This is a genomic window from Roseovarius mucosus (assembly GCF_002080415.1).
GTDB lineage: Bacteria > Pseudomonadota > Alphaproteobacteria > Rhodobacterales > Rhodobacteraceae > Roseovarius > Roseovarius mucosus_A.
Window position 1 is genome coordinate 2963341 of record NZ_CP020474.1, and the last position, 24806, is coordinate 2988146.

The window sequence follows — 24806 nt, forward strand, 5'->3', positions numbered from 1 at the left end:
TTTGCTGACCAAAGGGCCGAATCGGGGCCGCACTAAAGTCTCAGTGAGCCCTATACTTTGGTCGGAAATGCGCTCTTTAGATTGAAATCTTTCGATTTCTTGCAGCTTATAGTTGTTAACCGATTGTTATTTGACCGACCCCCGCCGGGACAGCCCGTTCGGCCGGATTAGATCCGGCCGGGATATCTTTTGTGATTTTCCTATGCTTTCAGGTACTTTAGCAGACCGAAGCGCAATCTGCGGCCTGTTTCCAAAATGGAAACGATGCGTTTTCCCCTAGACCAAACTCACAAAAGATTCGCGCGATACGCGAAATGTGGCAAGAATGTGCCTTGGGGGCCTACCAGCCAGACCCAATGTGGCTCGGGGGAAAATTTATATGAAAAAATTACGTATTGTACTTGTTGATGATCATCCGATTGTTTTGTCGGGACTGGAAGATCTGATTGAGAAAACTGGGAAGTACGAGATTGTTGCAACCGGGCGTTCAGCAGAGGATGCCGTTTCAATTGCTCGCGCTCATGCCCCGGACCTATTGGTCATCGACCTGCAAATGCCGGGAGACGTCCAAGCGTCAATCATTGAAATAACGCGAAGACGAGACGCTCCTAGGTTGCTTGTCTTTACCGCTTCTAATCGGCTTGAGGATTGCAACGAAGCGATGGGCAACGGCGCTATGGGCTATGTCGTAAAGGGCAGCTCGGGGGGCGAACTGTTTCATGCTCTGGATTCGCTTGCTTTGGGCGAAGAGTATATTTCTCCCTGCATTGCGTTGAAGGTCATGCGTGATGCACGCAAACCCAAGCAACGCGCAGAGGCATCAGACAGCATAAGCCTGTCCTATCGCGAGGATCAGATTATCGCGCATCTGATGCAGGGCGCATCGAACAAAGAAATAGCCAATGAACTGCATTTGTCGGAAAAAACGGTGAAATATTACATGACGCAGATCATGCAGAAATTCAACGTCAGCAACCGACTGTCGGTGGTTATCGAGGCGCAGAAAACCGGCATTTCGCGCAGTGCTTAATTGGGTTCCCCGTAACGTTGTGTAACGGAAAGGTAGTGTCTGCGCGCTGAGTGGCGGCAGACCTGCTTTTCCGTGATTTTCTGCATAAAAGGTTTTCAACTCACCTGACCTGCGCCGTGATTGCAGTGCCACGACTTGCACGCCCCACGTCTCGTTGGCTGCCAGGTGCCGGGTGCCTGACGGCTTAATGTTTTGCAAGTGGTCACGTTAATCCATGAAACAAGCGATGTGACCAGCACCCGCAATAGCAGTTTCGCAAGGAGACACTAACACTACGACTGCGCGCGTCACTCTGTCAGTCGCGGAAACGTTTGGTGCATCATCCAATCTATGCGGGGTCACTGTCAGCAGTCCTGCGACCGCCGAGCCTGCCCCCTTTGCACCGCGCATCTCTACCTACGCGCTGCGATCATCCTGCTATGGCGGCACGGTAGAGGTCTGCGGCATCGTTGTCCGACAGATCGGCATCGTCGAGCATCAACACCGCCCCCGCCGGAATGTCGCGCGTCACGCGCACCCCATGGGCCAGACCGATGGGCAACGCCGCGCCCGCCCGGCTAAGCGGCAGCGCCTTGCCCCAGACGGTATAGCCACCCTCGCCATCCAGCACCTCGCCCGCCTTGAGCGCGCGCTTGGCAACCGAAGCCACGGTGCCGCGCATTTCGCGCGCTTGACCCGTTGGCTCATGGCGCAGGGCCGCACTCAGGACCGAGATCGACAATTCCAACCCGATCAAATGAAAGGGTTTATACATCGACGCAAAGCGCCCAGTGGAATCCGTGGGCAGGCCGTATTGCTTGAAACAGGCCGCAGCATAGTCATTGGGGGCCTCAAGCACCACATAGACGCCCCAGCGCAGATCACGGAACACAGGCCGCCCGTCGCGCTCAAGTGACGACACGGTTTCGACCATGCCGCGCCGGTCCAGTTGCCCACCCACCGCACGCGGGCGCAGCACATGCGCCAAATCGTCCACGCCGCATGGGGGAAAGCTGAGGCCGTTGTCGGGGACATCGAGACCGCAGGCATTGGCAATCGCCACCATTTCGATGGCGCTTTTGGTGCCATCGAGAAACGAGTTGAACATCTGCGGATTCATGCCCGCCGCTGCCGCCTCTTGTACGGTCAGGCCATAATGCGACCACACGTCATCGGGGGTCACGGCGTGATAGGCGGGCAGGTATTTGGTGCCCTTTCCCGCCGCTGTAACGTGAAATCCAGTGGCGCGCGCCCAATCGACCATGTCAGACACGAGCGCGGGTTGATCGCCATAGGCCATGGAATAGACCACACCCGCAGCGCGCGCCTCGGCGGCAAGCGTGGGGCCTGCCAGCACGTCGGCCTCGACATTCACCATCACCACATGCTTGCCGCCTGCAATGGCAGCGCGCGCATGAATAATCCCGGCGCGCGGGTTACCGGTGGCCTCAATCATCACATCGACATCGTCCCGGGCGGCAAGTGCTGCGCCGTCGTCAATATAGGCGGTGTTGGCGATGCGGGCCTCGTCCCAACCGACTGCGGCGCAGGCTGATTTGGCGCGGTCAGGGTCAAGATCCGCAATCGCCGTCACCTCAAGCCCCGCGATGGTCGGCACTTGGCTAAGGAACATCGAGCCGAACTTGCCCGCGCCGATAAGCCCCACCCGCACGGGATGCCCCCGTTCTGCCGCCTCAGAGGCCAGTCGCGCAAGGTTCATGTCTTGTCTCCGCTTTCATCCCAAGGGTCGCCGCATCGCGGCTGCGACCGGGGTCATTTTCCGAACTTCACTTGATCATATCGGGCAGACCCCCGACAAGCGGATTTGAAAGTGGCCTGTCCGCTATTTGATTTCGCAGACCTTTGCATGAATGCGACGGCCCGTCACGGCACAGCAGTGACGCCTGGAATATCGACGGTGCCAAAGACGCGCCCGGAGGGTCTGCCTGTTGGCGAGCCGCCCGGTGGTTCTTCGGAAATGCCCAAAGTCAGCGTTCCGCGTACCGCCGCAATCTCGGGCGGAAGCGCCAGTGCGATGCTCTCGCCATCCGGCCAAAGGCCCACGGATTGTGCCGGCTCTCCCGGACCATGCGCCCAAACCTGCAGGATGCGTCCCGAAGGTGCGGCCCCTGCGGTGCGTGTCAGAACGACCTCATCCCGTACCTTGTCTACCAATGCGATGACCCGGAAATCGCCCGCGTCCGTGGCGATTTCCGCCGCGTAGAGTGGGCCACCGGTGGGCTGTGTCTGCGGCCCCAAATCGAGCACCGCGAGCGCAACGGCAGCCGCGATAGCCCCGCCGCTCAGCACCTGCCAAAACCCAAGACGCTGCCAGAGCGATACGCGCGCAGGCTCGGGGAAGAGCCGCTGCAAAAGCGCGCCCCGCGCCCTTGCGGGCGGCGCAACCGGATCGAGATCGGCCAATGGTGCAAGCTGCCTCTCCCAGTCCAGCACCCGTGCGGCAAAGACGGGGTCAGTGGCGATGCGCATGCGCGCCGCCTCTTGTGCCTCGTCCGCGAGCAGGCCAATCGCATATTCTGCCGCCAGCATGTCATCATCATCCATGGGATCGGTCATCGGGTCATACACTCCCGCAGGGCCGCGAGCCCGCGTCTGAGCCAGGTGCGCATGGTGTTCAGGGGAATATCCGCACGCGCGGCTAATTCGGCATAGCTGAGACCGTCCAGATAAGCGCCGGTGATGGCCTGCCGCCGCTCTTGTTCCAGCTCTTCAAGGCATCGTTGAATACGTCCCGCTTCTGAGCGCGCGAGAGCCACCTGTTCGGGATTGCCCCCCGGTGCGGCGATCCCCTCGTGATACTCTTCAATATCACGGTGCTGCCGCCGCGCCCTGAGCCGGTCAATTGCGGTGTTACGCGCAATCGTGATGAGCCACGTCATCGGCGAATGCCCGGTGACACGGTAACGCCCGGCATGGGCCCATATCTTGACGTAAGCGTCCTGCATCGCGTCCTCGGCGGCATGATCCTGACCCAAGACACGGGCGCAGACCGCATAAAGTTTCGCACTCGTGGCATCATAAAGCGCCGCAAAGGCAACACGATCCCCGAGTGCACACCGGGAAATCATGTGCTCGAGATCCTCGGCTGTGTTCCCCGCACCCGTGGAAGAGCGGGGATCAGCACCGCTTGTCGCGGACCCTAGGGGCGTAGTCTTGGGATTCGTGGCGATCGTTCTGACCCAATCTCAAAAAATTTTCCACGCCCTGAAACTTCTGTTCCTGTCGAGTCGTGGCTTTCGCAAGTTGGTCCGCATTGGGCGGCCCAATGCAAGCAGAAAGGACCTAATTCATGTCGTTCAAGACCACTTTTGCCCTGACCGCCGTCGCATTCTCGCTTGGCTCTGCCGCGCAGGCCGATGACCATGCGGGTCTGCGAGGCTACGCGCTGGCTCAGGATGGCGGCACGCTTGTCACAATGGCGGACCTTGCCCAGCCCGGCACGGTCGAGACCTACGCGCTTGAAATGCCGCTGCGTGCGATTGCGTATCGCCCGGTGACCGGCCAGCTTCTGGGCTATGCGGATGGGGCGATTTACGAGGTCGATCCGGCGTCGGGGAAACTCACGGATCTGGGGGCAACCTTTATGGCGGATGCGGTGATCGCTGAGGGTGCCGTGGCATTTGATTTCAACAATCAGATCGACGCGGTGCGCGCGGTTGGGGCCGATGGTTCCAATCTGGTCTACTTTCCGCAAGGCTTTGGCGATAACGACGAGCGCGCCAACTCTGTTCGCCGCTTCACCGATGCATTCTACGTCGCGGGCGATATGTCTGCGGGGTCTGACCCCGTGATCTTTGCAAATGCCTATACCAATGCAATTGCGGGCACCAAGGCCGGGTCGACAGCACAATACGCGCTGGACGCAGGCGCGAATGCGCTGGTCACATTGGCGAACAATGCCGGTGAACTGGCAAGCGTTGGAAATCTGAGCATCGAGGGTGCAACCGTCGACGTGTCTGATTGGGGCGGCTTTGACATCGTGTCGCCTGAAGAGGGCAAGGACATGGCCTATGCTATCCTGCAAATCGAGGGTGCAGAGACGGCCGGGCTTTATGCCGTCGATCTGGGCACTGGCGCGCTCACCGAAATGGCCGACCTTGGCATGGGTGGCTTTACCGGATTTGCGGTCGCGCAGGCGCAATAGCCCCGGCATACGCCGCCTAGGGCGCGTATCTTGATGTATAAAACCCCCGGTCATCGACCGGGGGCTTTGTGCGGCTGCGTCACCGTGTTCGCGGCACCCTGTTCTTGGCAGTGCAGTGTGGATGCGATTATCGTGAAGGTCTTGTGCGGCATCCTTGATGCTCTGCGCGTGTCGCGCCTTTGCAGATCTAAGCTCAAGTATCTGATATAAATTCAGTTGTGTTTCGGCCTGCCAATCTCAACTAACGTCATAACAGACGCGCCAAGTCGCTCTTAGGTAGCACTGGTTATGTGCGGCGTTTCGCTGTCCGTAGTCTCTGTCGGGAGCACAATAGACGCTTGGAACCCGGATGCCGCCCCCGGACGCGGCGACTCCAGACAAAGCGGGCTTCCGATCCGGTTTGCGATGGCGGCAACGATGGCAAGGCCCAGCCCACTGCCATCCGCGCTTGCATGCGCCCGCTCAAACCGTGCTGTCAGGCGGTTGAGCGTCTCGCGCGGCAAAACTGGCCCCTCGTTGGCCACCACCAGCCGTCCGACTGCTGTCAGGGTCACATCGACCGGGCCGCTTGCCGCCCCGTGGCGGAGCGCATTTTCCACAAGGTTACGGCAAAGGATCGCGAAGGCATCCGGGTCGATATCCGACAGAACGGCAGTGTCTGGCAAGGTGAGCGTGATGCGCCCCGGTGTGGCCATGCGCCCCAGATCGTCTACCACCAGACGCGCGACCTCTCTCAGATCGGTGCGATGGTCCATGCGGAGCTGCCCGCCTTCGGCGCGCGCAAGCTGCATGAGGCGTTCGGAAAACCGCGTCAGGCGCTTGAGCGTCGTCTCAATCTCTGTGGCGCGCGCCTCTGTGGCGGGGTCTGATGTTTCGGCCCTTAGACGTTGCGCCTGCGCGATGGCCCCGGCGAGAGGCGTCCGTAGCTCATGCGCGGCGTTCGCCGCAAAGCTGCGTTCGGCCTCGAACGCGTCGCGCAATCTAGAGAGCAAGCCGTTCAAGGTTGCCGCCAGCGGGGCGATTTCATGCGGCAGGTCGTCGGCTGGAACCTCTGAGAGATCCCGCGCGCCGCGCGCGTCAAGTTTGCTGCGGAACCGGCGCAGAGGCGCAAGGCTGAAACGAACGGCAAGGATTATGGCGGAAAGGGCAATTGGAACCACGACCAACAGCGGCAGGCCGAGGCCCATCTGGATTTCCCGCGCGACAGAGGCGCGATGCTCCAGCGGTTCGGCCACAGTGATGCGGATCGTGTCCTGAAGTGCGGCGTCACTATAAAAGCGATGGCTGGCCGTTTCGTGAAATCCGGCCCCGGTCCAAGGTGGGAACATGGCCGCATCGGCGGCATGGGATTGCAGCAAGACACGCCCCCCGTCATCACGCACGAGATAGGTAAAGAACTCGTCATGTGCGCGGATCGGGGCCAGACGCTGTGTCACGCCTTGGTCTTCTCGCCCGATGATGTCTGTCACGGCTAGGGGCAGGATGCGTTCTGCGGTTTCGCGCAGGGCACTGTCGAACACTTCATCCATTTCGCCCCGGACGATCAGGGCCGTTACCGAGGCGGCGGCCAGCCATAAGATCGTCAGCACAAGACCAAGCGTGAGACCTAGCCGCGCCTGAAGGCTTGCGGGCCACCTCATGCTTTGCCCAAGCGGTAGCCCATGCCGCGTTCTGTCTCGATAACGGCTGCGCCCAGTTTCTTGCGCAGGCGGCTGACATGGACCTCGATCGTGTTGCTCTCGACCTCGGCGTCGAATGTATAGAGCTTTTCTTCCAACTGCGCTTTGGACAATAGCTGACCGGGCCGTGCAAGAAAGGCTTCGAACAACGCCCATTCGCGCGCGGTCAACTGGACCGGTTTGCCTTCGCGATGCACGCTGCGCGCCGCAAGGTCGATGTCCAGCAGCCCATGGGTAACGATCGGGTTCGGATTGCCGCTATAGCGCCGCGCAACAGAGCCGATGCGCGCGGATAACTCTGCCAGATCAAAGGGTTTCACCAGATAGTCATCGGCACCCGCGTTGAGCCCTTCGATCCGGTCGGAAATCTGGTCGAGCGCAGTCAGGATGATCACGGGGGTCACGTCGCCCCGCGCGCGCAAGCCTTTGAGAAAGCCGATGCCGCGCCCATCAGGCAGCATGAGGTCAAGCAGGATCAAATCATAGGATGCGCTGCGCTGTGCCTCATGTGCGGCATCTAGGCGCGTGACCCAATCGACCGACTGGCCATCGCCCGCGATCTGGTCGCGGACGGCTGCGCCCAGAACCGTGTCATCCTCGATCAGCAAGATGCGCATGCGTGTTTTTCCTTTCTACCGGGACCCGGTTCTTGGCAGGTCAGGCTGACGCAAAACTGACGTGTACAGCCAAGTCTCTTCAGGCTCCTGTCAGCTTTGTCGCGCATCTTTGCTGTCACATTAGCCGCAAATAGGAGTTTGGCCCATGAAGAAGACCATGACAATTCTGGGATTTCTCGCGGTGTTTCCGGCCGGTGCCGCGCTGGCAGATGATGACTGCTTTGTGCCGATGGCCGATTGGCAACCCCGCGATGCTGTGGCCCGACTGGCCCAAGAGCAGGGATGGACCGTGCGCCGCATCAAGATCGACGATGGTTGCTACGAGATTGACGGTCGGGATGCGATGGGCCGACGGATCGAAGTAACGGTCCATCCGGCAACACTTGAGGTGATCGAGGTCGAATATGAGGACGAGGACGATGAGTGATGCAAAACCGCAAGCTGCAGGGCAAGCGGGCATCGGCCGTGCCGCAGAGGTCAGGGTCTGGGACCCGGTCGTGCGGCTGTTTCATTGGAGCCTTGTCACTGCGTTCGCCGTGGCATGGCTAAGCGCGGAGGATCTCGACAGGCTTCATGAAATTGTGGGCTATGTCGTCATTGGCTTGATCGTCCTGCGCGTTATCTGGGGCCTTGTCGGGGGGCGCTACGCGCGATTTTCCCAGTTTATAAAAGGCCCGCGCGCGACGATGTCCTATCTTGGCGATATCGCAAAGGGCACCGAGCGGCGCTATCTTGGCCATAACCCGGCCGGTGCGGCCATGGTGGTGGCGCTGCTGGTGACGCTGTCAGGCACGGCTGTAAGCGGTTGGCTTATGGCAGAACCGGGCCGTTTGGCATTGCTGCCCGATATGCCGCAGATTGTGGCACCCGCCTGGGCGGATGACGATGGCGCTTACGATGGCGGGGCAGAGGACCTGCTGGAAGAGGTCCATGAAACGCTGGCCAACCTGATGCTTGTGTTTGCGGCGCTGCATGTGGGAGGGGTCGTGCTGGCCTCTGTCCGGCACCGCGAAAACCTTGTTCGGGCCATGGTCACGGGGGACAAGCGCGCACCTGAGACGGGGGATGTCGCGTAAGACACACGAAACGCAATCGCTGGCTGCCGCTGCGTTTGCATAAGGCCCCGCTGTCACCGGCGGGGCCATTTTCTTGCTGACGCCAAGCTGAAGCGGAAATCTCTGCGCTGTCAGGGTGGCCTCAGGTCGGTGCGCAAGATTGGGCGCAGCAGACAAAAGGAGACCCTGCCATGAAAAAGACCCTGATATTTCTTGTCGCCTCGACCGCGCTCACTGCCGCGATTGGCGTCCCGGCTTGGAGTGCGATGCGCGCACCTGAGGGCGAGGGCCTTTGGCCGCGCGTCGCGCTTTTTGAGGAAGGATCGCAAGCGCTGCCGCTCCTGCGCGTGAGCGATGATGATGACCGTGATGACCGTGATGACGACGATGACCGTGATGACGACGAAGATGATGAGGACGAAGACGACGAGGATGATCGCGGTGGTGCCCGCAATCCTGCCCCCGCCAGCACAGTCGCGCCACCGCAGAACGGTCTCTTTGGTACCGGCACCCTGCCGCAAGTCAAGGTCAATTGATCCCACCCGCGGCGCGGCGAAGACAGCTGCGCCGCACGTGGAACACCACCCCCAAAACAAGGAATTTACGGATGAAATCGAACCTCGCAACGCTCGCTCTTGCCGCCGCGCTGACACTTCCCGGATTTGCCATGGCCCGTCCGGTGACACTGACGACGACGCTAAGCACCTATGGCGGAGACGGCGCATATCTGGTGCTCTACGTCACCGACGCGTCAGGGGCCTATGCTGGCAGCCTGTGGATGGCAGGTGGAAAATCCAAATATTACGAGCATTTGAGCGATTGGTATCGCGCCACGGGCGGCGACACCGCGCAGGTCAACGGCATAACCGGTGCCAGCGTCGGAGCGGGCCGCACGCTCGAAATCACGCTTGATATGGCGGATGCGCTTTTTGATGCGGGCTACACGCTTCACGTCGATGCCGCCGTCGAGGACATGCGCGATAGCCCCAATGAGGTGGCCGTGCCCCTGACAACGACAGGCGCGGGCACGCCGGTGCGTGGTCGCCGCTACGTGGCCAGCTTTGCCTACGATATGTGAGGAGAGGGGCCATGATCCGCGCAACACACCGCTGGCCGGGCATCTTGGCCCTAGCGCTTCTTTGTATCTTGTCCCTGAGCGGCGCGGCGCTGTCAGTCTTTCCTGCGGCAGAGCGCCTGAGCGCGCCTCAGGCAGAGGTCGGGCTGACGGTCGCCGTTCTGGCGGATCGCATTCAAGCGGCCTATCCGGGTGTCGAGCAAATCCGGCGCGCGCCTTCGGGGCGGATTACGGCCTATTGGTTCGATCAGGGCATACCCGGTGCCGCTGTGATCGACCCTGCAACCGGGCAGGGCGTAGCCTTGGCCGACCCCAACCCGGTGTTGCGGTGGCTGACCAACCTCCATCGCTCGCTCTTCCTTGGGGATGCGGGGCGCATCACCATTGCGATGGGGGCGGTGGCGATGCTGGTTCTGGCGCTCTCGGGCGTGGTGTTGGTTGTGGGGCGGGTAGGGGGCTGGCGGCGCTGGTTCGCGCGCTTGCACGGGCCGCGCGCCAATCGTCTTCATGTTGAAATCGCGCGCGTCGCCGTCACCGGCCTTGTCTTGTCATCCGGCACGGCCCTCTGGATGACGGCCTCGACGTTTGATCTGGTTCCGGACAGCGGCCCCGCACTGGCCATGCCAGCAGAGGTGAGCGGCGAGATGGGGTTTGCATTGGCCCACATCCCGGTCTTGGGTCAGACGCCAGTCACTGCGCTGCGCGAACTGAGCTTTCCCTTTCCGGGTGATGCGACGGATGTCTATACGCTCCGGACGGATCACGGCATGGGCTATCTCGATCAGGGCACCGGCGCGCTTCTCGGGTGGGAGAACCTGACCGGGTGGGCGCGTCTGTCGGAAATAATGATCATGCTGCACACGGGACGGGGTGCGGCCGGGCTGGGGCTGATCCTTGGTCTCTTGACCCTTGGGGTGCCAGCACTGGGCGTGACGGGGCTGTGGGTCTGGCTTGCAGGGCGCCGCGGGCGGCCTCGTATACGGGGCAATCAGCCCATGTCGCGCGCCGATACGATCGTCTTGGTTGGCAGCGAGGGGGGCAGCACTTGGGGGTTCGCCGCTACACTTCATGCTGCACTTACAAACGCCGGTCAGCGCGTTCATATCGGCCCGATGTCAGCTTTTGCGCCAGAGCGCTATGCTGCGGCCCAAAGGATCATCCTGCTTGCGGCGACCTATGGCGATGGCGCGGCCCCCGCCTCTGCCTCCGGGTTTCTCGCGCGGCTGCGCGCGCACAACACTGCGCCCCGTATCCCGCTCGCCGTGGTTGGCTTTGGCGACCGCAGCTTTCCAGCCTATTGTGCCTTTGCGGAAGAGGTCGCGGCGGTGGCCGATGCACAGGGCTGGCCCCAATTGGTGCCGTTCGATACGGTCAATCGCCAGTCGCCGCAGGATTTTGCCCGCTGGGGCCGCGCGCTTGGCGAGGCTTTGGGGATTGCGCTCGACCTCTTCCACCAATCCGTGCCGCCGCGAACTGAAACGCTGACTCTCGTTTCGCGTCGGGACTATGGTGCCGAGGTGCAGGCCCCAACTGCGATCCTGCGCTTTGCCCTGCCGCGCGTCTCGCTCTGGCAACGCGTGACCGGTGGGGGCTTTGCCCGGTTCGTGGCGGGTGACCTGATCGGCATCCTGCCCGAGGGCAGCACCCTGCCGCGGCTCTACTCACTCGCCTCTGCGCGGCGCGACGGATTTCTTGAGATTGTTGTCAAGAAACACCCCGGCGGCCTTTGTTCGGGGCAGCTTGCGGCACTGGAGCCGGGCGACAGGGTGCGCGCATTCCTGCGTTCCAATCCGGGCTTCCATGTCGGACAAGACCGTGTGCCGCTCATTCTGATTGGGGCCGGAACCGGCATCGGCCCGCTGGCAGGTTTTGTGCGGGGCAATGCGCGCCACCGGCCTATTCACCTCTTTTTTGGTCTGCGCCATCCCGATAGCGATTTTCTCTATGGCGATGAGATGTCTCTTTGGTTGGCGCAGCAGCGTCTGACGCGATTGGTCACGGCGGTCTCGCGCAGGGCGCGGCCCCGCTATGTACAAGACGCACTGCGGGAAGATGCGACCGAGGTTGTGCAGCTTATTCGCGATGGTGCCCGCGTCATGGTCTGCGGCGGGCGCGATATGGCGGCGGGCGTCGCGGATGCGTTGGCCGATATTTTGGCCCCGACCGGGCTTACGCCTGCGGGGCTCAAGGCGGAGGGGCGATATGTCGAAGATGTCTACTGACGGCGCGCGCAGAGCGCTTAATGGGCCGACCATGGGCACGCGGTGGTCAGCGCTTTTCTTTACGGCTCCCGGTTTTGACGCGGGCGCAATTCAGATTGCGCTGCAAGCGGCAGTCGATGAGGTGGATGCCCAGATGTCTACCTGGAAGGCGGGCAGTGACCTTATGCGTCTCAACGCAGCACCGGTGGACCAATGGGTGGCGGTTCCCGCGCGGCTGACAGAGGTGTTGCGCCTTGGTCTTGAGATCGGACGCGCCTCAGGTGGGGCCTTTGATATTGGCATGGGCGATGCGGTGAAGGCTTGGGGGTTTGGTCCGGCGGCAGCGGTGCCTGCGGGCATTCGCGCGGCGATGGCCGCTCAACGACACCCGGCGTATGAGCTGCTGGACCTTGACGGGACAAATGCCCGCAAGCGCGCGCCCATCGCTCTTGACCTAAACGGGATCGCCAAGGGCTATGGCGTGGACTGTCTGGCCGAGATCTTGCGCGATCATGGGATTGCCGATGGTCTTGTCGGGATTGACGGCGAGATGCGCGCGTTTGGCCTGCGGCCCGATGGGCAGGCGTGGACCATCGCCGTCGAAGCACCGGATCGAGCATGCCGCACGCCCCATTCCCTCCTCGCGCTTGAGAATGCCGCCGTGGCCACCTCGGGTGACTATCGCCATTGGGTTGAGGTGCAGGGGCGACGTTTGTCGCACACCATGGACCCAAAGCGCGGCGCGCCTCTGGTCACCTCGCCTGCCTCTGTCACCGTTGTGGCGCAGAGCTGTGCCGCAGCCGATGCCTGGGCGACGGCGCTGATGGTGCTTGGGCCAGAGGCTGGGGCGGAACTTGCGCGACAGCGTGGGCTTGAGGCGTTGTTTCTGTCGCGGGATGCTGCGGAAAACCTAAGAAGCGTCGGGATCGGACGCCTGTTCGCCTAAAGGCCAGTACCTCCCTTAAGAATAGAAACTGTGCAGCCAACCGCTCGCCTCTACGGCCGCAGTTTGCGATTGCTAAGGGGCCCTGTGCCAGAGTCGAATGCTCTCGCCTTTTTATCCCGCTCAAAAAATGGACAGGCTTCCGCAATATTAGGCAAAATTGCATACAAAATGCAATCGTGTGGTGATTTCTGCGTTGTGGAATCTGGTTTCTGGCCTGTGGAACGACATGGTCTGCCCATCTGCCACCGATGGAAAAGGACAGGACTATGGACAGACGCAAGTTTCTGGCGGCTACGGCCGTCGCCCCTCTGGCCGCGCCGAGCATTGCGCGGGCTCAGACCAGTTTTGCTTGGAAAATGACCAACGCTTATGGCCCCGGTTCCCCGTTCTATGTCGAGGGCCCGGGAAGCCCCAAGGATTTCTGCGACAAGGTTGCGGCGATGTCAGGTGGGCGTCTGACAATTCAACATTTTGCCGCCGGTGAACTGATCCCGGCGCTAGAAGGCTTTGACGCCGTACGTGGCGGCGCGGTCGAAATGAATGCCGCAAACGCCTATTTCTGGGCGGGTAAACTGCCTGCGGCGCAGTATTTCACGACTGTTCCCTTTGGTATGAACTTTCAGGGCATGACGGCGTGGCTCTATCACGGGGGCGGTATGGCGCTTTGGGATGAGCTTTATGAGCCGCTTGGCCTCAAGGCGCTGCCAATGGGCAATACCGGCGTGCAGATGACCGGCTGGTTCCGTGAGCCGATCGAGAGCATTGCTGATTTCAAAGACCTCAAGATGCGTATCCCCGGTCTTGCCGGCAAGGTTTATGCGGCCTTGGGTGTCGATGTGAAACTCTTGCCGGGCGGCGAGATTTTCCCGGCGCTGGAACGCGGCGTGATTGATGCGGCGGAATTTGTCGGGCCCTATCAGGATCGTCGCCTCGGGCTGCATGATGCGGCCAAATACTACTACACGACCGGCTGGCATGAACCTTCGAACGTCACCGAACTTTTGATCAACAAGGCCGCTTGGGACACGCTGCCCGCCGATCTTCAGGCGATTGTGTCTACCGCAGCCATGGCCTGCAACCTTGAAAGCCACACATGGTGCGAGGCGAATAACGCCGCAGCTCTCAAGGACCTGGTCGAGAATGAAGGCGTGATCGCCAATACCCTGCCTCAGGATGTTGTGGACGAGTTGAAGGCGGTGACGCAAAAAGTCCTCGAAGAAGGCGCTGCCGCTGATCCGGCGACCAAAAAGGTGCATGACGCCTTTATGGCGTTCAAGGCCGAGCATGACAGCTGGGCCTCGGTGTCCGAAAAGCCGCTTTACGCCTTGTGATGCAGGCGGGGATCAAACGCGTGACGGACGGGGCCTCTGGCCTCGTCCGTGCGATCGGGCATGTGGCAGCATGGAGCGCGTTGGCGCTGGTGCTTGTCGTCGCGTTCAACGTGCTGGCGCGCTACCTCTTTTCCTATGGCACCGTCGGCTTGCAAGAGGCCGAGTGGCACATCATGGCGGTGAGCGCGCTTTTTGGCATGTCTTACGGTCTCAATCAGGGGGGCGAGGTGCGGGTCGATATTTTCTATGGGTCGATGCGCCCCAAGACGCAAGCACTGGTCGATCTCGTGTCCAACATTGCGCTTTGTGTGGTTGCGCTTCTCATTGCCTGGCTCTGCATTGCGTATGTGCAATCGAGCTACGCGATCAACGAAGGCTCTCCAGATCCCGGTGGCCTTGGCTACCGCTACTTGCTCAAGGCAGCGATGCCCGTGGCCTTTTTGCTCTTGGCTTTGCAGGCGGTCGCGATGACCGGCCACGCCGCGCTCAAGCTGATGACCCCTCTCCCAGAAAGACAGGAATAGGCACGTCCAATGCCCTACACTGAAATTCTCGCGCTCTGCATGATCGGGGCGTTCTTCATTCTGTTGCTGATCGGCATGCCGGTTGCCGTGTGTCTTGGCGTGACGGGGTTTGTATTTGGTTACATGGGCTTTGGCTCCATGCTCTTCACGCTGATGCCCGCGCGCATCTTTGGGGTGATCACCAATTATACACTTCTGGCACTGCCCCTTTTCATCTTCATGGGGATCATGCTTGAAAAATCCCGAATAGCCGAAGACCTGTTGGAGGTCATAGGCTTTGCCATGGGCGGGCTGCGCGGGGGCATGGCTCTGGCCATTATCCTTGTTGGCGTCTTGATGGGCGCGGCCTCTGGCGTGGTTGGCGCGACAGTGGTCACGATGGGGCTGATCGCCCTTGGCCCGGTGATCAAGCGCGGCTACAGCGCCAGCGTGGCCGCAGGCGTGATCTGTGCCTCGGGCACACTGGGGCAGATCATTCCGCCCAGTCTGGTTCTGATCCTGCTGGCCGACATCATGGGGCAATCCGTGGGCACGCTCTTTGCGGCGGCGCTCTTTCCGGGGCTGATGCTGGCGGGGCTGTTTGTTGGCTACGTGCTCATCCTCGGGTTTCTATCGCCCAAGACCATGCCCGCCATCCCTCTGGAAGAGCGTGCCGCGATGCTGCGCGGTGAACTGGCAGGCAAATTGCTCAAGGTCGTGTTTCCACCTATCGCGTTGATCGTGCTGGTCTTGGGCTCGATTATCGGCGGTGTCGCAGCCCCGACCGAAGCCGCCTCCATGGGCGCGTTCGGCTCTATCGTGCTGGCGGCACTGGCGGGGCGGCTTAATCTCTCGATCCTGCGCGACGCAGTGCGCGCGGCCTTTGTGACCTCGGCCATGGTGTTCCTGATCTTGATTTTCGCACAGCCGTTCGGGTTGGCCTTTCGCGGGCTTGGCGGCGAACATCTGGTGCAATCGGCGTTCTCCAGCGTTCCGGGGGGGCTGGACGGCCAGATCTTTTTCCTGATGCTCTTGCTCTTCGTGCTGGGCTTCTTTCTCGAATGGATCGAGATTTCCTATATCGCCTTGCCGCTCTTTTTGCCGATTTTCATGCAATCTGGCGCGGATTTGACATGGATCGCCATTCTGGTGGCGATGAACCTGCAAACCTCGTTCCTCACGCCACCCTTTGGCTGGGCGCTGTTCTTTCTCAAGGGGGTCGCCCCGCCCGAAGTCACGACGTCGGACATCTACAAAGGCGTTTTGCCCTTTATCGGCCTTCAGCTTGCTGCGCTCAGCCTTGTCTATTTTTCACCGGGGCTGGCCACATGGCTGCCCCAAGCAATCGGATGGTGAACCATGCTTCATGCTGCCTTGGGATATAACGGCGCGGTGTCCGCGCCCCACCGGGCCGCCGCATTGGCGGGACGGGATGTGCTGCGCGACGGTGGCACAGCGATAGAGGCGATGGTCGCCGCTGCGGCGACGATTGCGGTGGTCTATCCGCATATGAACGGCATTGGCGGGGATGGCTTCTGGCTGATCAAGCAACCGGGAAAGCCACCTGTCGGCATCTTTGCGGGCGGGCAGGCGGCGGGGCTGGCGAGGCCAGAGTGGTATGCGGCGCGTGGGCATCATAAGGCAATTCCCACGCGGGGCGGTCTGGCTGCGCTGACGGTTCCCGGCACAATCGGCGGCTGGGAGGCAGCGCTTGACGTGCAAGCCACAAAGCTGCCGCTCTCGCGTCTCTTGGCGCCTGCGATTGCCTATGCTGAACGCGGCATCGCCGTAACCGGCAATCAATCGCGCACCACGGCCGAAAAGCTGGACGGGTTGCGCGACGTGCCGGGCTTTGCCGAGACCTTTCTGATCGGTGGCAAGGTGCCAGAGGCGGGCGCGCATCTGCGCCAATCGGCCCTTGCCCGAACCCTGCGCCATCTCTCTGACGAGGGGCTGCGCGCCTATTACGATGGCCCGCTGGCCCGCACCCATGCCGCCTATCTTGAGGAGAACGGCAGCCCGCTGCGCGCCGAGGATTTCAGCGCCTATGCCGCAGAGCCGGTGACCCCGCTGAGTTTGGAGACCTCTCAGGGGCGGCTCTACAACATGATCCCACCCACGCAGGGGGTCTCATCCCTGATGATCCTTGGTCTCTTTGACCGATTGGGTGTGACGACGGGTGACGGCTTTGATCACATCCACGGGCTGATCGAATCCACCAAACAGGCGTTCATCCGGCGCAATGCCGAATTGGGTGACCACACCCATATGGCGACACCGGCGCAGGAATGGCTAACAGATGCGGCGCTGGATATGCTGGCGGCACAGATCGACAGAACCAAGGCGCTGCCCTGGCCCTATGAGCCGAAAGAGGGCGATACGATCTGGATGGGGGCCTGCGACGCCGACGGCACGGTCGTCAGCTTTATTCAGTCCGTGTTTTGGGAATTCGGCTCGGGGCTCACCTGCACGGATACAGGCGTCTTCTTTCAGAACCGGGGCGCGGGATTTTCGCTGGCTCCGGGGCCGAACCAGCTCGCCCCCGGTAAGCGCCCGTTCCACACGCTTAATCCCGCCATGGCCGAATTGCATGACGGGCGGGTCATGGCCTATGGCACGATGGGTGGCGAGGGACAGCCCCAGACGCAATCCGCCGTGTTCACCCGCTATGTTCAGTTCGGCATGGGCCTGCAAGAGGCGGTGACAGCGCCCCGTTGGCTCTTGGGCAAGACCTGGGGGCAGGAGACGACATCGCTGAAGCTTGAGGATCGGTTTGATCCGAAGCTGGTTTTAGCGCTGCAAGACGCGGGCCATGAGGTTGAGATGATCCCTGCGTATTCGGATCTTGCGGGCCATGCCGGGGCTGTGGTGCTCCATCCGACTGGGTTGATCGAGGCCGCTGCCGATCCGCGTTCGGATGGGGCCGCGATCACTGATTGAGGTCTGGGGGCAGGGCAGGCCAGTGCGGGTGGGCTCAGGCTGCAACTTGCGCCGCTTGCTGCGCTCTGCCCATCTGGATGACGGTTACGCCTGTTTTTCCCAGATGAACGGCGAATCTCATCCAGTCGCCCGGATCGCTCTCAAGCCCCAGCAAGAGCACTTTGGGGGGCAACAGCCGAATGCGGGCAAGGCCAAGGGAAAAGCGCTCTGTCTGGGTCAGGTTCTTGCCGCGCTCTAGGACTGTTCCGCTCAGCCCTCCAAGACGCTTGAGCAGTGGGCCAAGCCCAACCTCGCGGGCCAGTTGCTCGAGCGTTGCATCCTCTGGGCGATGGTCGCACCCCATCAAAAGGGCGCGGCGCAACGATCCTTGCAGAACCTCTGGCGCAGTGCTGAGACACTGGACGTGGCGGCGCAGGCTGCCCCGGCTCAGATCGCGCAGGTCGATGCCCGACAGCAGGATGCGCCCCGCCGAGGGCGTATCGAGCCCAAGCAGCATATCGCGAACAGCCCGCGCATCCAGCTCGCCAATCGGTAGACAGGTTTTGGTGCCGCCTTTGGCATGCAGACTCAACATCTGCCCCGACGGCAGAGGCACATTCTCGAACGTGACATCGACAGGCCCTTTGGGCAGGCGTTGCCCGGTGCGGTAGAGATCGCGTTTCTGGCGCGAGAGCGCGGCTTGGGCCTTGGTCGCGGCGACACGAAAGGCAGCGCGGTGGTTCCAGACCCCGCCAAGATCGCGCAGGGGCGACAGCAAAAGCCCAAGCACAGCCAGTGCTGCGGCGATGTTGCCCGTGCCCAACCCGGCGCGGTGCCCCGTCAGGATGACCAGTGCCGCTGCAATCCCCGCAGCAAGATCGGGAAGCGCGTTGAGGGTTTCGGCGCTGAGGCGGTGGCGCAGGGCGGCACGGATCATCGCCTCTGTGCGCTTGTCCAGCTGGGCCAGTTCCTTGCGCCGCCGGCCTAGGCGATCAAGTTGCGGCGCCAATGGCATACGCTCGGCCATCTCTGCCGCGATCCGCGCCCTGCGCACCCGCAGGCGGCGGTGCAGAGGGATCAATCGCATCCCCCCGAGCGTGATGGCCAGCAGCGTGATCCCAAAGACCGGCACAACTGCCAAGGCAAATACCGGGTCGAGCAGCCAGAGCACGACGAGCATCGTCGGGATCAGCACGGCCCCGGCGACGAGGCGCGGCAGCCCCAACCCCAACCAGTTCCGAAAGGCGGTCATGTCGCCGACGAAACGGAGCGACACATAGCCTGCGCGCCGCTCTGCCACAGCGCTTGCGGGCATATGCGCCGCGTGCTCGAAGAGAGCGGCCCTGATCTGTCGGGCATAGTCCTGGCCAATGCCTTCGCCCAGATATCGCGCGGCGATGCGTGTCATGGCGATAATCGCCCCAGCCCCTGCAAGGACGCTCAGGCCGACAAGCGGTAGCGCGTCGCCGCCATGCATGGTTTCAAAGAGTGCACGGGTGGCAAAGGCAGCGGCCCCGGCCGCCACGCCCTGCATCAGCGTGAGCATGGCAACAAGGGCCAAGCCGCGCCCACGCCCGCGATCCAGAAGCGGGGGCAACGCCATTACGCGGCCCGCCGATCCGTACCAAATGCGCGCAAGGCAAAGACATTCGCCTCAGCCGGATCGGCCAGATCACCTTTGCGCAGGACCGGCACGCCGGTGGCGGTCTCTGCCTCGGCCACAGCCATGGGCGAACAACTGACGATGCCGGTCAATGCATCGGGGCGCAGCCCGTGACGGGCCAGTTCGGCCACCCCGCCCGCAGCCGCAACAGCATCACCGCAGGCAAAGATCACGCTCGACTGACGCGCGCGCAGCCAAGGGTCAGCGATGAGCGCGCCGGTTTCCCGTTGGAAAAGCCCATCGGCGATTTCCATGACAGCGATTTGGCAGCCTCGTTGTGCCGCATGGTCAAGCAGAAGCTCGAGTCCCGCCTTTATCCGCCCCAGGGGTTCGCGGTAGGTGGTGACCATCCCGGCATCTGTGAAATCGGCCACCCAATGTGCGCCTGTGTCGGCATATTCGTTCAAATCGCCAAAGGCGCCGGTGCCTGTGCCTTTGAGTGCGGCCACCTTGTACCCTGCGCGTCGCAGCCCCAACGAGAGCTGAGCCGTGGCCAATGTCTTGCCCGAGTTCATCGCCGTCCCGAGCACGAAGATCACGGGAATATCGCTGGCGGCAGTCGTTGGCGGCAGGGCGTAGCGCCTGAGGTTCACAGGTTTGCCCGTGGCATCGAGCAGTCGGCCAAAGGGCAGGAGGCGGGTCGCGGTCTTGATCCGCTCATTCCGAGACACCATCCGGCCGATGCAGCCGCCACCCGCCAGAAGATCGGCCCCGTTCGGGTCAATCTCGGCCAGCCCTTCGAATTGATCGGGGGCATAGCGCGCACCACAGGCCAGCACCACCATATCGCCGGGATAGATCAAGGACGGGCGCCCCGTAGAAAGCTGGACGCGCTGATGTTGTCCAAGGCTTTCGACCTGAGCCAAGATCAGGTCGCCGGGCCGGGCTGCGGCGAATGCGGTATCCAGACCGGCAATATCGGTGTGATTGACCCGCCGGGTCGAGAATGTCCATTTGGCGTCTGTCAGCGAAGAAAGCATGTCATGTGTCATGGGGGTGATCCTCAAGGAAATGAGAGTTATCAGCTTGCCACAGCAAGGGATGGCCATGTGCCGGAGGTGTTGACGCCCCAAGCCACTTTGGTTGCAAGTCCGGCGTCGCGGATCGCTTGGGCCACGTCATGGCCAACGCCGGGCAAATGCGTCAGGCTGATGTCGGGAGTGATCCCAAGGGCCTGCGCAGCCTTGCGGAAATGCGCGACATAGGTCTGCGCCCGCGCAATCCGTGTCAGACCCTGTACGCGGTCCAGTTGGGGTGTCTTGCGCAGGGCGTCGTCGCGCAAGGAATCCTCAAGGCCGATGAACACCCGAACCGACAGGCGGAGATAGGCGCTGAGGGCCTGCTGATGTCGCCGTGCCCAAGGCAGGCTTGTGGGTTCCGCGTCGATCCCAAGGCCATAGGGATAGGCCATGCTGGTGTCAGGCAGGCAATACCATCCCGCAGCCGCAAGATTGAGCTGTCCCACCCGGTGCGGATAGAGCATTGCAAAACGATGGGCGAGTTGTGCCCCACCGGAATGCCCGAACAGATCGACCGGACCGGCAAAGGCATTGTCGATCATCGCCAGATGCGACAGCATCGCCAAAAGCGCCTGATCGGGCCGCGCCGCGCGGCAAGGGCGCTGAAAATGTGGCCAGTCAGGTTCCGAGAAATGCGGCACGACCACGATGCGCCCGCGCTTTTCGGCCACTGGTGCGAACAGATCGACCAATTCATCGGCGTTACGCGAAATCCCGTGCAGAACCACCAATGGAGGAAGGCCAGATAACCCTGCCGGATTGATGACCCGCGCGGGCAAGGTGCCCGACGACGAGGCCACGCGATGCGAGGTGACGATTGTCTTGAATGTGGGGCGATGCATGTGTGCCTCCTGTCTGATGTGCTTCTGGACAAACGGGGCACTGAGGGGATTATTCCACTGACCCGAAAATTTCGTGCAGCGCCGGGTGCAGAGCCCGTGTTGAATTCTGGGCGCGCCGCGTCATCTGTGCAGCCGACTGCAGATTTTTTCGACAGGCTAGAGACGCGATGACTGAATTGAAGGCGACCCACGCCGAAGGCATGACAAAGCTGGTCGCGTTTGCGCCACGTATGGGGCGGCGCTATGCCAATGGCCGAAACACCGACCATGGGCCGGGGGCGCATAGCGCGGTATCCGGGCTGTCGCCCTATATCCGGCGGCGGCTGGTGCTTGAGTCTGATGTTGTGGCAACTGCGCTTGCGGCGCATGGTCCCGAGCAATCCGAAAAGTTCGTGCAGGAGGTGATCTGGCGCGGCTATTTCAAAGGCTGGTTAGAGCGCAGACCGCAGGTTTGGGTCAGTTATGTGCAGGGGCTTGAAAGGGATCTGGCGGCGCTCGACAACGACCGTCGTCTGCGCCGCGAAGTGGCGCGGGCGACCGACGGGCAAACCGGGCTTGCCTGTTTCGATGCCTGGGCTGCGGAACTGGTTGAGACCGGGTATTTGCACAATCATGCGCGGATGTGGTTCGCCTCGATCTGGATATTCACGCTTGGGCTGCCTTGGCGTCTGGGGGCTGATTTCTTTTACCGGCATTTGATTGATGGGGATGCCGCCGCAAATACGTTGGGTTGGCGTTGGGTCGCGGGTCTGCATACGCGAGGCAGGCCCTATCCTGCGCGCGCTGACAATATCGCCACCTTTACCAATGGTCGCTTCACGCCCCGCGCTGCGGATTTTGCCGAAGTGACCGAGGGCCTAGAGGCGACCGAGCCTGAGGGGCTGCCCCCCGTGCAGCCCCTGCGCCCGGTCTTGGCACCACAAGCCGCACGTCCCACCTTGCTTTTGATCACGGATGAAGACTGCCGGGTTGAGGATTTCGATCATTCCGCGCTTGATATCCGCGCGGTGGTGGCGCTGCGCAGCAGTCATCTTCGCTCATCCTTGCCTGTGTCCGAGGCCGTTCATCAGTTCGAGGTGGGCGCGCTTGCTGATGCTTCTGAACGGCTGGGCGTTGTGGCTGATATGGCCCGTGCCGATCATCCCAAGGCCTTGGTGGATTGGGCCGTCACAGCAGGGGCAACGCAGATCGTTACCCCCTATGTCACGCGGGGGCCGCTTTTTGACTGGCTCGATACGGCGCGTCCCCATCTTTCAGCGCAGGGTATTGCTTTGGCAGAATGGCAGCGGGCCTGGGATCGCGCAATCTGGCCCCATGCCACGGCGGGGTTTTTCAAAGTGAAACATGCCATTCCGCGCATCCTGCAAGACACGGGTGTTACCTGACTTTGCGTGCAATTCGGCAGAATGCGACATGCTGCGGTCAGGGCTGCGAACAAACAGACTTTAGTCGGAAGACCAAAGCGCAAGGATGACGTAAATCCAACGACAGGCTTGACACATCCTGCGGGAACAGACGGAGTTCCTGAGAGAAGCGAGTTTGTTGATGAGGGCGTGATATCCAAGGCACGAAACCGCGTTCATGGTGGCAGGAGAACCCGTGACAGTTTTGGAAAACGACTATGCTGTTGATGGTGCCGGGCCCGAGGACAAGTCTGGCAAGCCTCGGTTGCCGTTGTTGACTGCGTTTCATGACCTACCCCTGCACCGCCGATTTGCAATTGTTGGGGGAATCGTCAGCCTGATCGGAATGGTGCTGATCGGTGCTTTTGTGAACTCGCGCATCGAGACCGCCGTTGTGCGCAACTCTGCGATTTCTGCCGCTGTTTACATGGAAAGCCTGATTGCACCGCTTTCGCAGGAACTTGCCGATGGGAACGCCCTGTCCGACGAGCGGCGCGCCAAGCTTGAGGAGCTTCTTGCGCGGCCGGCAACGCGCGAAAGGATTCTCTCGGTCAAGATATGGAAGGAAGGCGGGCATGTGGCCTATGCCAGCGATGGCGCGATGATCGGTCAGACATTCAAGGCGCATGACGACCTGTTGCAGGCATGGCAAGGGGATATCATTGCAGGATTTGACGACCTTGATCACGACGAATCCAGAGGGGAGCGGGCGTTTGGTCTACCGCTACTGGAAGTGTACAATCCTATCCATTCGATCCGGACCGGAGAGATCATTGCCGTCGCCGAATTCTATCAAGATGCCAGCGAACTCCATGAAGACCTGCGCGTTGCCCGCTGGACAGCCTGGGCTGTTGTTGCGGCAGTGGCCGGTCTGACCTTTGTAACCTTGTTCGGCATCGTGCGTGCGGGCAGCCGCACGATCGAGTTCCAGCGGTCGGAATTGCAGCAACGTTTGAGGCAGATCACCAAGGTCGGCCTGCAAAATGATTTGCTGCGCCTGCGCATCCAGAGCGCGTCAGAGCAATTCTCGGCGCTTAACGAACAGTTGCTCAGACGGATCGGGGCGGAACTGCATGACGGGCCCGCGCAGGCGCTCGCCTTTGCCAATATGCGGATCAGCGCATGGCGCAAATCCGGGGGCCCCGAGGAGGCGGACCTCATCTTGCACGCGCTGGAAGAGGCTTTGGCGGATATCCGTGGATTGGCGCGCGGGCTGGTGCTGCCCAAGCTGGAAGGCGCAACCATTCTGGAGACGATCCGGAGAGCCGCCGATGCGCATGCAGAACGCACACAAACCGAAGTCATCCTCGACAGCAATGGCAAGGATGGCGACAACCTGCGTCCCGGCCTGCCACAGCTCATTTGCATCTTTCGTTTCGTACAAGAGGGCCTGATGAATGCGTGGCGCCACGCGGGTGGCGTTGGTCAAAAGGTCGAGTTTGCGATGCAGGGCGGTTGTCTTGTCGTTTCGGTCAGTGACCGGGGTCCGGGTTTTGATCCAAAGGCCAATTTCGACAAAGGTCGCATCGGTCTTGCCGGGTTGCGCGAGCGTGTTCAGAGTGTTGGGGGTATTTTTGATGTCGATACAGGGCCGGGCCGGGGCACGCGCTTGACGATGCGCCTACAGATCGAAAAGAGCGCGCGATGACAGAGCGTATTCGGATCGTCATTGCCGACGATCACCCGTTGTTTCGCGGCGGTGTAATCCGCTCTCTTCAAGAGGATGGCGGGTTTGATGTCTTGGCAGAGTGTACAGGCGCTGATGAAGCGGTCGCGGCGACGGGGCAAGTGCTGCCTGACCTCGCACTGCTTGATATTTCCATGCCGGGTAACGGTCTGACGGCGGCAGAACGGATATCCGAGCAATTTCCGACCGTTCGTATTGTCATGCTGACTGTGTCCGAGCAGGATGACGATCTGCTGAGGGCGCTGAAAGCGGGGGCCTCTGGCTATGTTCTCAAGGGGGTCGCGGTTGAAACTTTGATCGAAGCGTTGCGCAGCGTATACGCAGGTGGAAGTTTCATCTCGCCCGGACTTGCGGGCAAGGTGCTCTCGGCCATGGGGGCGGGAAAGACCCGGGGCACGCGCAGCGCTGATCCAATCTCTGATCTGACGCATCGCGAAGAACAGATCCTCCGTCTTGTGGCGCGCGGGGCCTCCAATCGGGAAATCGGCGACGAGCTTGGTTTGCGCGAGGCCACGGTCAAGCACTACATGAGCTACATTCTACAGAAGCTGCATGTGCGCAACCGGGTCGAAGCGGCCTTGATGGCGCGAGAAAAAGGCCTCTGAGTCCCGGATTTTCCGACTTTAGTTCTGCCGATCACCCTACTTTCGGCCCTATTTAGACGCGGGACCCCGCGCCAATGTTATCCGAAA

The 24806-nt window shown here is 61.5% G+C and carries 23 protein-coding genes; 15 read left to right on the forward strand and 8 right to left on the reverse strand.

What is annotated here, in order from left to right:
* The first annotated feature begins 379 nt into the window (after positions 1 to 379).
* Positions 380 to 1030, forward strand: coding sequence for a LuxR C-terminal-related transcriptional regulator (locus ROSMUCSMR3_RS14140; RefSeq protein WP_198385530.1), 651 nt, complete (start codon positions 380 to 382; stop codon positions 1028 to 1030).
* Positions 1031 to 1439: 409 nt separating this feature from the next.
* Here ROSMUCSMR3_RS14140 and ROSMUCSMR3_RS14145 read toward each other — a convergent pair whose 3' ends face one another.
* From ROSMUCSMR3_RS14145 to ROSMUCSMR3_RS14155, 3 genes are all read right to left on the reverse strand, one after another.
* On the reverse strand, positions 1440 to 2729 hold the full coding sequence (locus ROSMUCSMR3_RS14145; protein ID WP_081507714.1) for an NAD(P)H-dependent oxidoreductase: 1290 nt from the start codon (positions 2727 to 2729) through the stop codon (positions 1440 to 1442).
* A 164-nt stretch (positions 2730 to 2893) separates the two neighbouring features.
* A complete protein-coding gene (locus ROSMUCSMR3_RS14150) occupies positions 2894 to 3586 on the reverse strand; it encodes an anti-sigma factor (RefSeq protein WP_081507715.1) in 693 nt (230 codons plus the stop codon).
* Entirely contained in the window at positions 3583 to 4098 is a 516-nt protein-coding gene (locus tag ROSMUCSMR3_RS14155; protein ID WP_081507716.1) for a sigma-70 family RNA polymerase sigma factor, read from the reverse strand. The genes ROSMUCSMR3_RS14150 and ROSMUCSMR3_RS14155 overlap by 4 nt, the downstream gene beginning before the upstream one ends.
* Before the next feature lie 221 nt (positions 4099 to 4319).
* Here ROSMUCSMR3_RS14155 and ROSMUCSMR3_RS14160 point away from each other — a divergent pair, with 221 nt between their 5' ends.
* The gene (locus tag ROSMUCSMR3_RS14160) at positions 4320 to 5174 is read left to right on the forward strand and encodes a DUF4394 domain-containing protein (protein ID WP_081507717.1); all 855 of its coding nucleotides are present in this window, start codon (positions 4320 to 4322) and stop codon (positions 5172 to 5174) included.
* 272 nt (positions 5175 to 5446) lie between these two features.
* On the opposite strand, the gene ROSMUCSMR3_RS14165 is transcribed toward ROSMUCSMR3_RS14160, so the two are convergent.
* Together ROSMUCSMR3_RS14165 and ROSMUCSMR3_RS14170 are read right to left on the reverse strand one after the other, a co-directional pair.
* Positions 5447 to 6814, reverse strand: coding sequence for a sensor histidine kinase (locus ROSMUCSMR3_RS14165; protein ID WP_081507718.1), 1368 nt, complete (start codon positions 6812 to 6814; stop codon positions 5447 to 5449).
* On the reverse strand, positions 6811 to 7470 hold the full coding sequence (locus ROSMUCSMR3_RS14170) for a response regulator transcription factor (protein WP_081507719.1): 660 nt from the start codon (positions 7468 to 7470) through the stop codon (positions 6811 to 6813). The genes ROSMUCSMR3_RS14165 and ROSMUCSMR3_RS14170 overlap by 4 nt, the downstream gene beginning before the upstream one ends.
* Before the next feature lie 145 nt (positions 7471 to 7615).
* Here ROSMUCSMR3_RS14170 and ROSMUCSMR3_RS14175 point away from each other — a divergent pair, with 145 nt between their 5' ends.
* The 10 genes from ROSMUCSMR3_RS14175 to ROSMUCSMR3_RS14220 all read left to right on the forward strand — a co-directional run bounded on the left by ROSMUCSMR3_RS14175 (position 7616) and on the right by ROSMUCSMR3_RS14220 (position 17521).
* Positions 7616 to 7897 carry a PepSY domain-containing protein gene (locus tag ROSMUCSMR3_RS14175; protein WP_081507720.1) on the forward strand — a complete coding sequence of 94 codons (282 nt, stop codon included), beginning with the start codon at positions 7616 to 7618 and terminating at the stop codon, positions 7895 to 7897.
* Complete coding sequence (locus ROSMUCSMR3_RS14180) at positions 7890 to 8546, forward strand: cytochrome b/b6 domain-containing protein (RefSeq protein WP_081507721.1); 657 nt, start codon at positions 7890 to 7892, stop codon at positions 8544 to 8546. Before ROSMUCSMR3_RS14175 ends, ROSMUCSMR3_RS14180 begins: the two co-directional genes overlap by 8 nt.
* Positions 8547 to 8716: 170 nt before the next feature.
* Positions 8717 to 9061 carry a hypothetical protein gene (locus ROSMUCSMR3_RS14185; protein ID WP_081507722.1) on the forward strand — a complete coding sequence of 115 codons (345 nt, stop codon included), beginning with the start codon at positions 8717 to 8719 and terminating at the stop codon, positions 9059 to 9061.
* A gap of 71 nt (positions 9062 to 9132) precedes the next feature.
* Positions 9133 to 9603 (forward strand): DUF2271 domain-containing protein, encoded by a 471-nt coding sequence (locus ROSMUCSMR3_RS14190; protein WP_081507723.1) that lies wholly within the window; start codon positions 9133 to 9135, stop codon positions 9601 to 9603.
* Positions 9604 to 9614: 11 nt separating this feature from the next.
* Complete coding sequence (locus ROSMUCSMR3_RS14195) at positions 9615 to 11822, forward strand: PepSY domain-containing protein (RefSeq protein WP_081507724.1); 2208 nt, start codon at positions 9615 to 9617, stop codon at positions 11820 to 11822.
* Positions 11803 to 12747 (forward strand): FAD:protein FMN transferase, encoded by a 945-nt coding sequence (locus ROSMUCSMR3_RS14200; protein ID WP_081507725.1) that lies wholly within the window; start codon positions 11803 to 11805, stop codon positions 12745 to 12747. Before ROSMUCSMR3_RS14195 ends, ROSMUCSMR3_RS14200 begins: the two co-directional genes overlap by 20 nt.
* 266 nt (positions 12748 to 13013) lie before the next feature.
* Complete coding sequence (locus tag ROSMUCSMR3_RS14205) at positions 13014 to 14078, forward strand: TRAP transporter substrate-binding protein (protein WP_081507726.1); 1065 nt, start codon at positions 13014 to 13016, stop codon at positions 14076 to 14078.
* On the forward strand, positions 14078 to 14602 hold the full coding sequence (locus ROSMUCSMR3_RS14210) for a TRAP transporter small permease subunit (protein ID WP_081507727.1): 525 nt from the start codon (positions 14078 to 14080) through the stop codon (positions 14600 to 14602). Before ROSMUCSMR3_RS14205 ends, ROSMUCSMR3_RS14210 begins: the two co-directional genes overlap by 1 nt.
* A 9-nt stretch (positions 14603 to 14611) precedes the next feature.
* Positions 14612 to 15937, forward strand: coding sequence for a TRAP transporter large permease (locus ROSMUCSMR3_RS14215; protein WP_081507728.1), 1326 nt, complete (start codon positions 14612 to 14614; stop codon positions 15935 to 15937).
* Positions 15938 to 15940: 3 nt separating this feature from the next.
* The gene (locus ROSMUCSMR3_RS14220; protein ID WP_081507729.1) at positions 15941 to 17521 is read left to right on the forward strand and encodes a gamma-glutamyltransferase family protein; all 1581 of its coding nucleotides are present in this window, start codon (positions 15941 to 15943) and stop codon (positions 17519 to 17521) included.
* A gap of 34 nt (positions 17522 to 17555) precedes the next feature.
* On the opposite strand, the gene ROSMUCSMR3_RS14225 is transcribed toward ROSMUCSMR3_RS14220, so the two are convergent.
* From ROSMUCSMR3_RS14225 to ROSMUCSMR3_RS14235, 3 genes are read right to left on the reverse strand one after another with little or no spacing between them, the layout of a single operon-like run.
* Positions 17556 to 19103 (reverse strand): ABC transporter transmembrane domain-containing protein, encoded by a 1548-nt coding sequence (locus ROSMUCSMR3_RS14225; RefSeq protein WP_081507730.1) that lies wholly within the window; start codon positions 19101 to 19103, stop codon positions 17556 to 17558.
* Positions 19103 to 20155 (reverse strand): hypothetical protein, encoded by a 1053-nt coding sequence (locus ROSMUCSMR3_RS14230; RefSeq protein WP_081507731.1) that lies wholly within the window; start codon positions 20153 to 20155, stop codon positions 19103 to 19105. Before ROSMUCSMR3_RS14230 ends, ROSMUCSMR3_RS14225 begins: the two co-directional genes overlap by 1 nt.
* 29 nt (positions 20156 to 20184) lie before the next feature.
* Complete coding sequence (locus ROSMUCSMR3_RS14235) at positions 20185 to 21024, reverse strand: alpha/beta fold hydrolase (protein ID WP_081507732.1); 840 nt, start codon at positions 21022 to 21024, stop codon at positions 20185 to 20187.
* Positions 21025 to 21191: 167 nt separating this feature from the next.
* Between ROSMUCSMR3_RS14235 and ROSMUCSMR3_RS14240 the strand changes: the two genes are divergently transcribed.
* The 3 genes from ROSMUCSMR3_RS14240 (at position 21192) to ROSMUCSMR3_RS14250 (ending at position 24719) form a co-directional block, all read left to right on the forward strand.
* Complete coding sequence (locus tag ROSMUCSMR3_RS14240) at positions 21192 to 22409, forward strand: FAD-binding domain-containing protein (protein ID WP_081507733.1); 1218 nt, start codon at positions 21192 to 21194, stop codon at positions 22407 to 22409.
* Positions 22410 to 22623: 214 nt separating this feature from the next.
* Positions 22624 to 24075, forward strand: a complete 1452-nt coding sequence (locus ROSMUCSMR3_RS14245; protein WP_157667308.1) for a sensor histidine kinase — start codon at positions 22624 to 22626, stop codon at positions 24073 to 24075.
* Positions 24072 to 24719 carry a response regulator gene (locus ROSMUCSMR3_RS14250; RefSeq protein ID WP_081507735.1) on the forward strand — a complete coding sequence of 216 codons (648 nt, stop codon included), beginning with the start codon at positions 24072 to 24074 and terminating at the stop codon, positions 24717 to 24719. The genes ROSMUCSMR3_RS14245 and ROSMUCSMR3_RS14250 overlap by 4 nt, the downstream gene beginning before the upstream one ends.
* Positions 24720 to 24806: the final 87 nt, after the last annotated feature.

Coding starts and splice junctions, on each gene's coding strand:
- ROSMUCSMR3_RS14150 (WP_081507715.1), bottom strand. CDS start 3,586: ATGACCGATCCCATGGATGATGATGACATGCTGGCGGCAGAATATGCG.
- ROSMUCSMR3_RS14145 (WP_081507714.1), bottom strand. CDS start 2,729: ATGAACCTTGCGCGACTGGCCTCTGAGGCGGCAGAACGGGGGCATCCC.
- ROSMUCSMR3_RS14170 (WP_081507719.1), bottom strand. CDS start 7,470: ATGCGCATCTTGCTGATCGAGGATGACACGGTTCTGGGCGCAGCCGTC.
- ROSMUCSMR3_RS14220 (WP_081507729.1), top strand. CDS start 15,941: ATGCTTCATGCTGCCTTGGGATATAACGGCGCGGTGTCCGCGCCCCAC.
- ROSMUCSMR3_RS14160 (WP_081507717.1), top strand. CDS start 4,320: ATGTCGTTCAAGACCACTTTTGCCCTGACCGCCGTCGCATTCTCGCTT.
- ROSMUCSMR3_RS14250 (WP_081507735.1), top strand. CDS start 24,072: ATGACAGAGCGTATTCGGATCGTCATTGCCGACGATCACCCGTTGTTT.
- ROSMUCSMR3_RS14175 (WP_081507720.1), top strand. CDS start 7,616: ATGAAGAAGACCATGACAATTCTGGGATTTCTCGCGGTGTTTCCGGCC.
- ROSMUCSMR3_RS14230 (WP_081507731.1), bottom strand. CDS start 20,155: ATGACACATGACATGCTTTCTTCGCTGACAGACGCCAAATGGACATTC.
- ROSMUCSMR3_RS14200 (WP_081507725.1), top strand. CDS start 11,803: ATGTCGAAGATGTCTACTGACGGCGCGCGCAGAGCGCTTAATGGGCCG.
- ROSMUCSMR3_RS14190 (WP_081507723.1), top strand. CDS start 9,133: ATGAAATCGAACCTCGCAACGCTCGCTCTTGCCGCCGCGCTGACACTT.
- ROSMUCSMR3_RS14185 (WP_081507722.1), top strand. CDS start 8,717: ATGAAAAAGACCCTGATATTTCTTGTCGCCTCGACCGCGCTCACTGCC.
- ROSMUCSMR3_RS14165 (WP_081507718.1), bottom strand. CDS start 6,814: ATGAGGTGGCCCGCAAGCCTTCAGGCGCGGCTAGGTCTCACGCTTGGT.
- ROSMUCSMR3_RS14225 (WP_081507730.1), bottom strand. CDS start 19,103: ATGGCGTTGCCCCCGCTTCTGGATCGCGGGCGTGGGCGCGGCTTGGCC.
- ROSMUCSMR3_RS14205 (WP_081507726.1), top strand. CDS start 13,014: ATGGACAGACGCAAGTTTCTGGCGGCTACGGCCGTCGCCCCTCTGGCC.
- ROSMUCSMR3_RS14155 (WP_081507716.1), bottom strand. CDS start 4,098: ATGATTTCCCGGTGTGCACTCGGGGATCGTGTTGCCTTTGCGGCGCTT.
- ROSMUCSMR3_RS14215 (WP_081507728.1), top strand. CDS start 14,612: ATGCCCTACACTGAAATTCTCGCGCTCTGCATGATCGGGGCGTTCTTC.
- ROSMUCSMR3_RS14210 (WP_081507727.1), top strand. CDS start 14,078: ATGCAGGCGGGGATCAAACGCGTGACGGACGGGGCCTCTGGCCTCGTC.
- ROSMUCSMR3_RS14195 (WP_081507724.1), top strand. CDS start 9,615: ATGATCCGCGCAACACACCGCTGGCCGGGCATCTTGGCCCTAGCGCTT.
- ROSMUCSMR3_RS14140 (WP_198385530.1), top strand. CDS start 380: ATGAAAAAATTACGTATTGTACTTGTTGATGATCATCCGATTGTTTTG.
- ROSMUCSMR3_RS14235 (WP_081507732.1), bottom strand. CDS start 21,024: ATGCATCGCCCCACATTCAAGACAATCGTCACCTCGCATCGCGTGGCC.
- ROSMUCSMR3_RS14240 (WP_081507733.1), top strand. CDS start 21,192: ATGACTGAATTGAAGGCGACCCACGCCGAAGGCATGACAAAGCTGGTC.
- ROSMUCSMR3_RS14180 (WP_081507721.1), top strand. CDS start 7,890: ATGAGTGATGCAAAACCGCAAGCTGCAGGGCAAGCGGGCATCGGCCGT.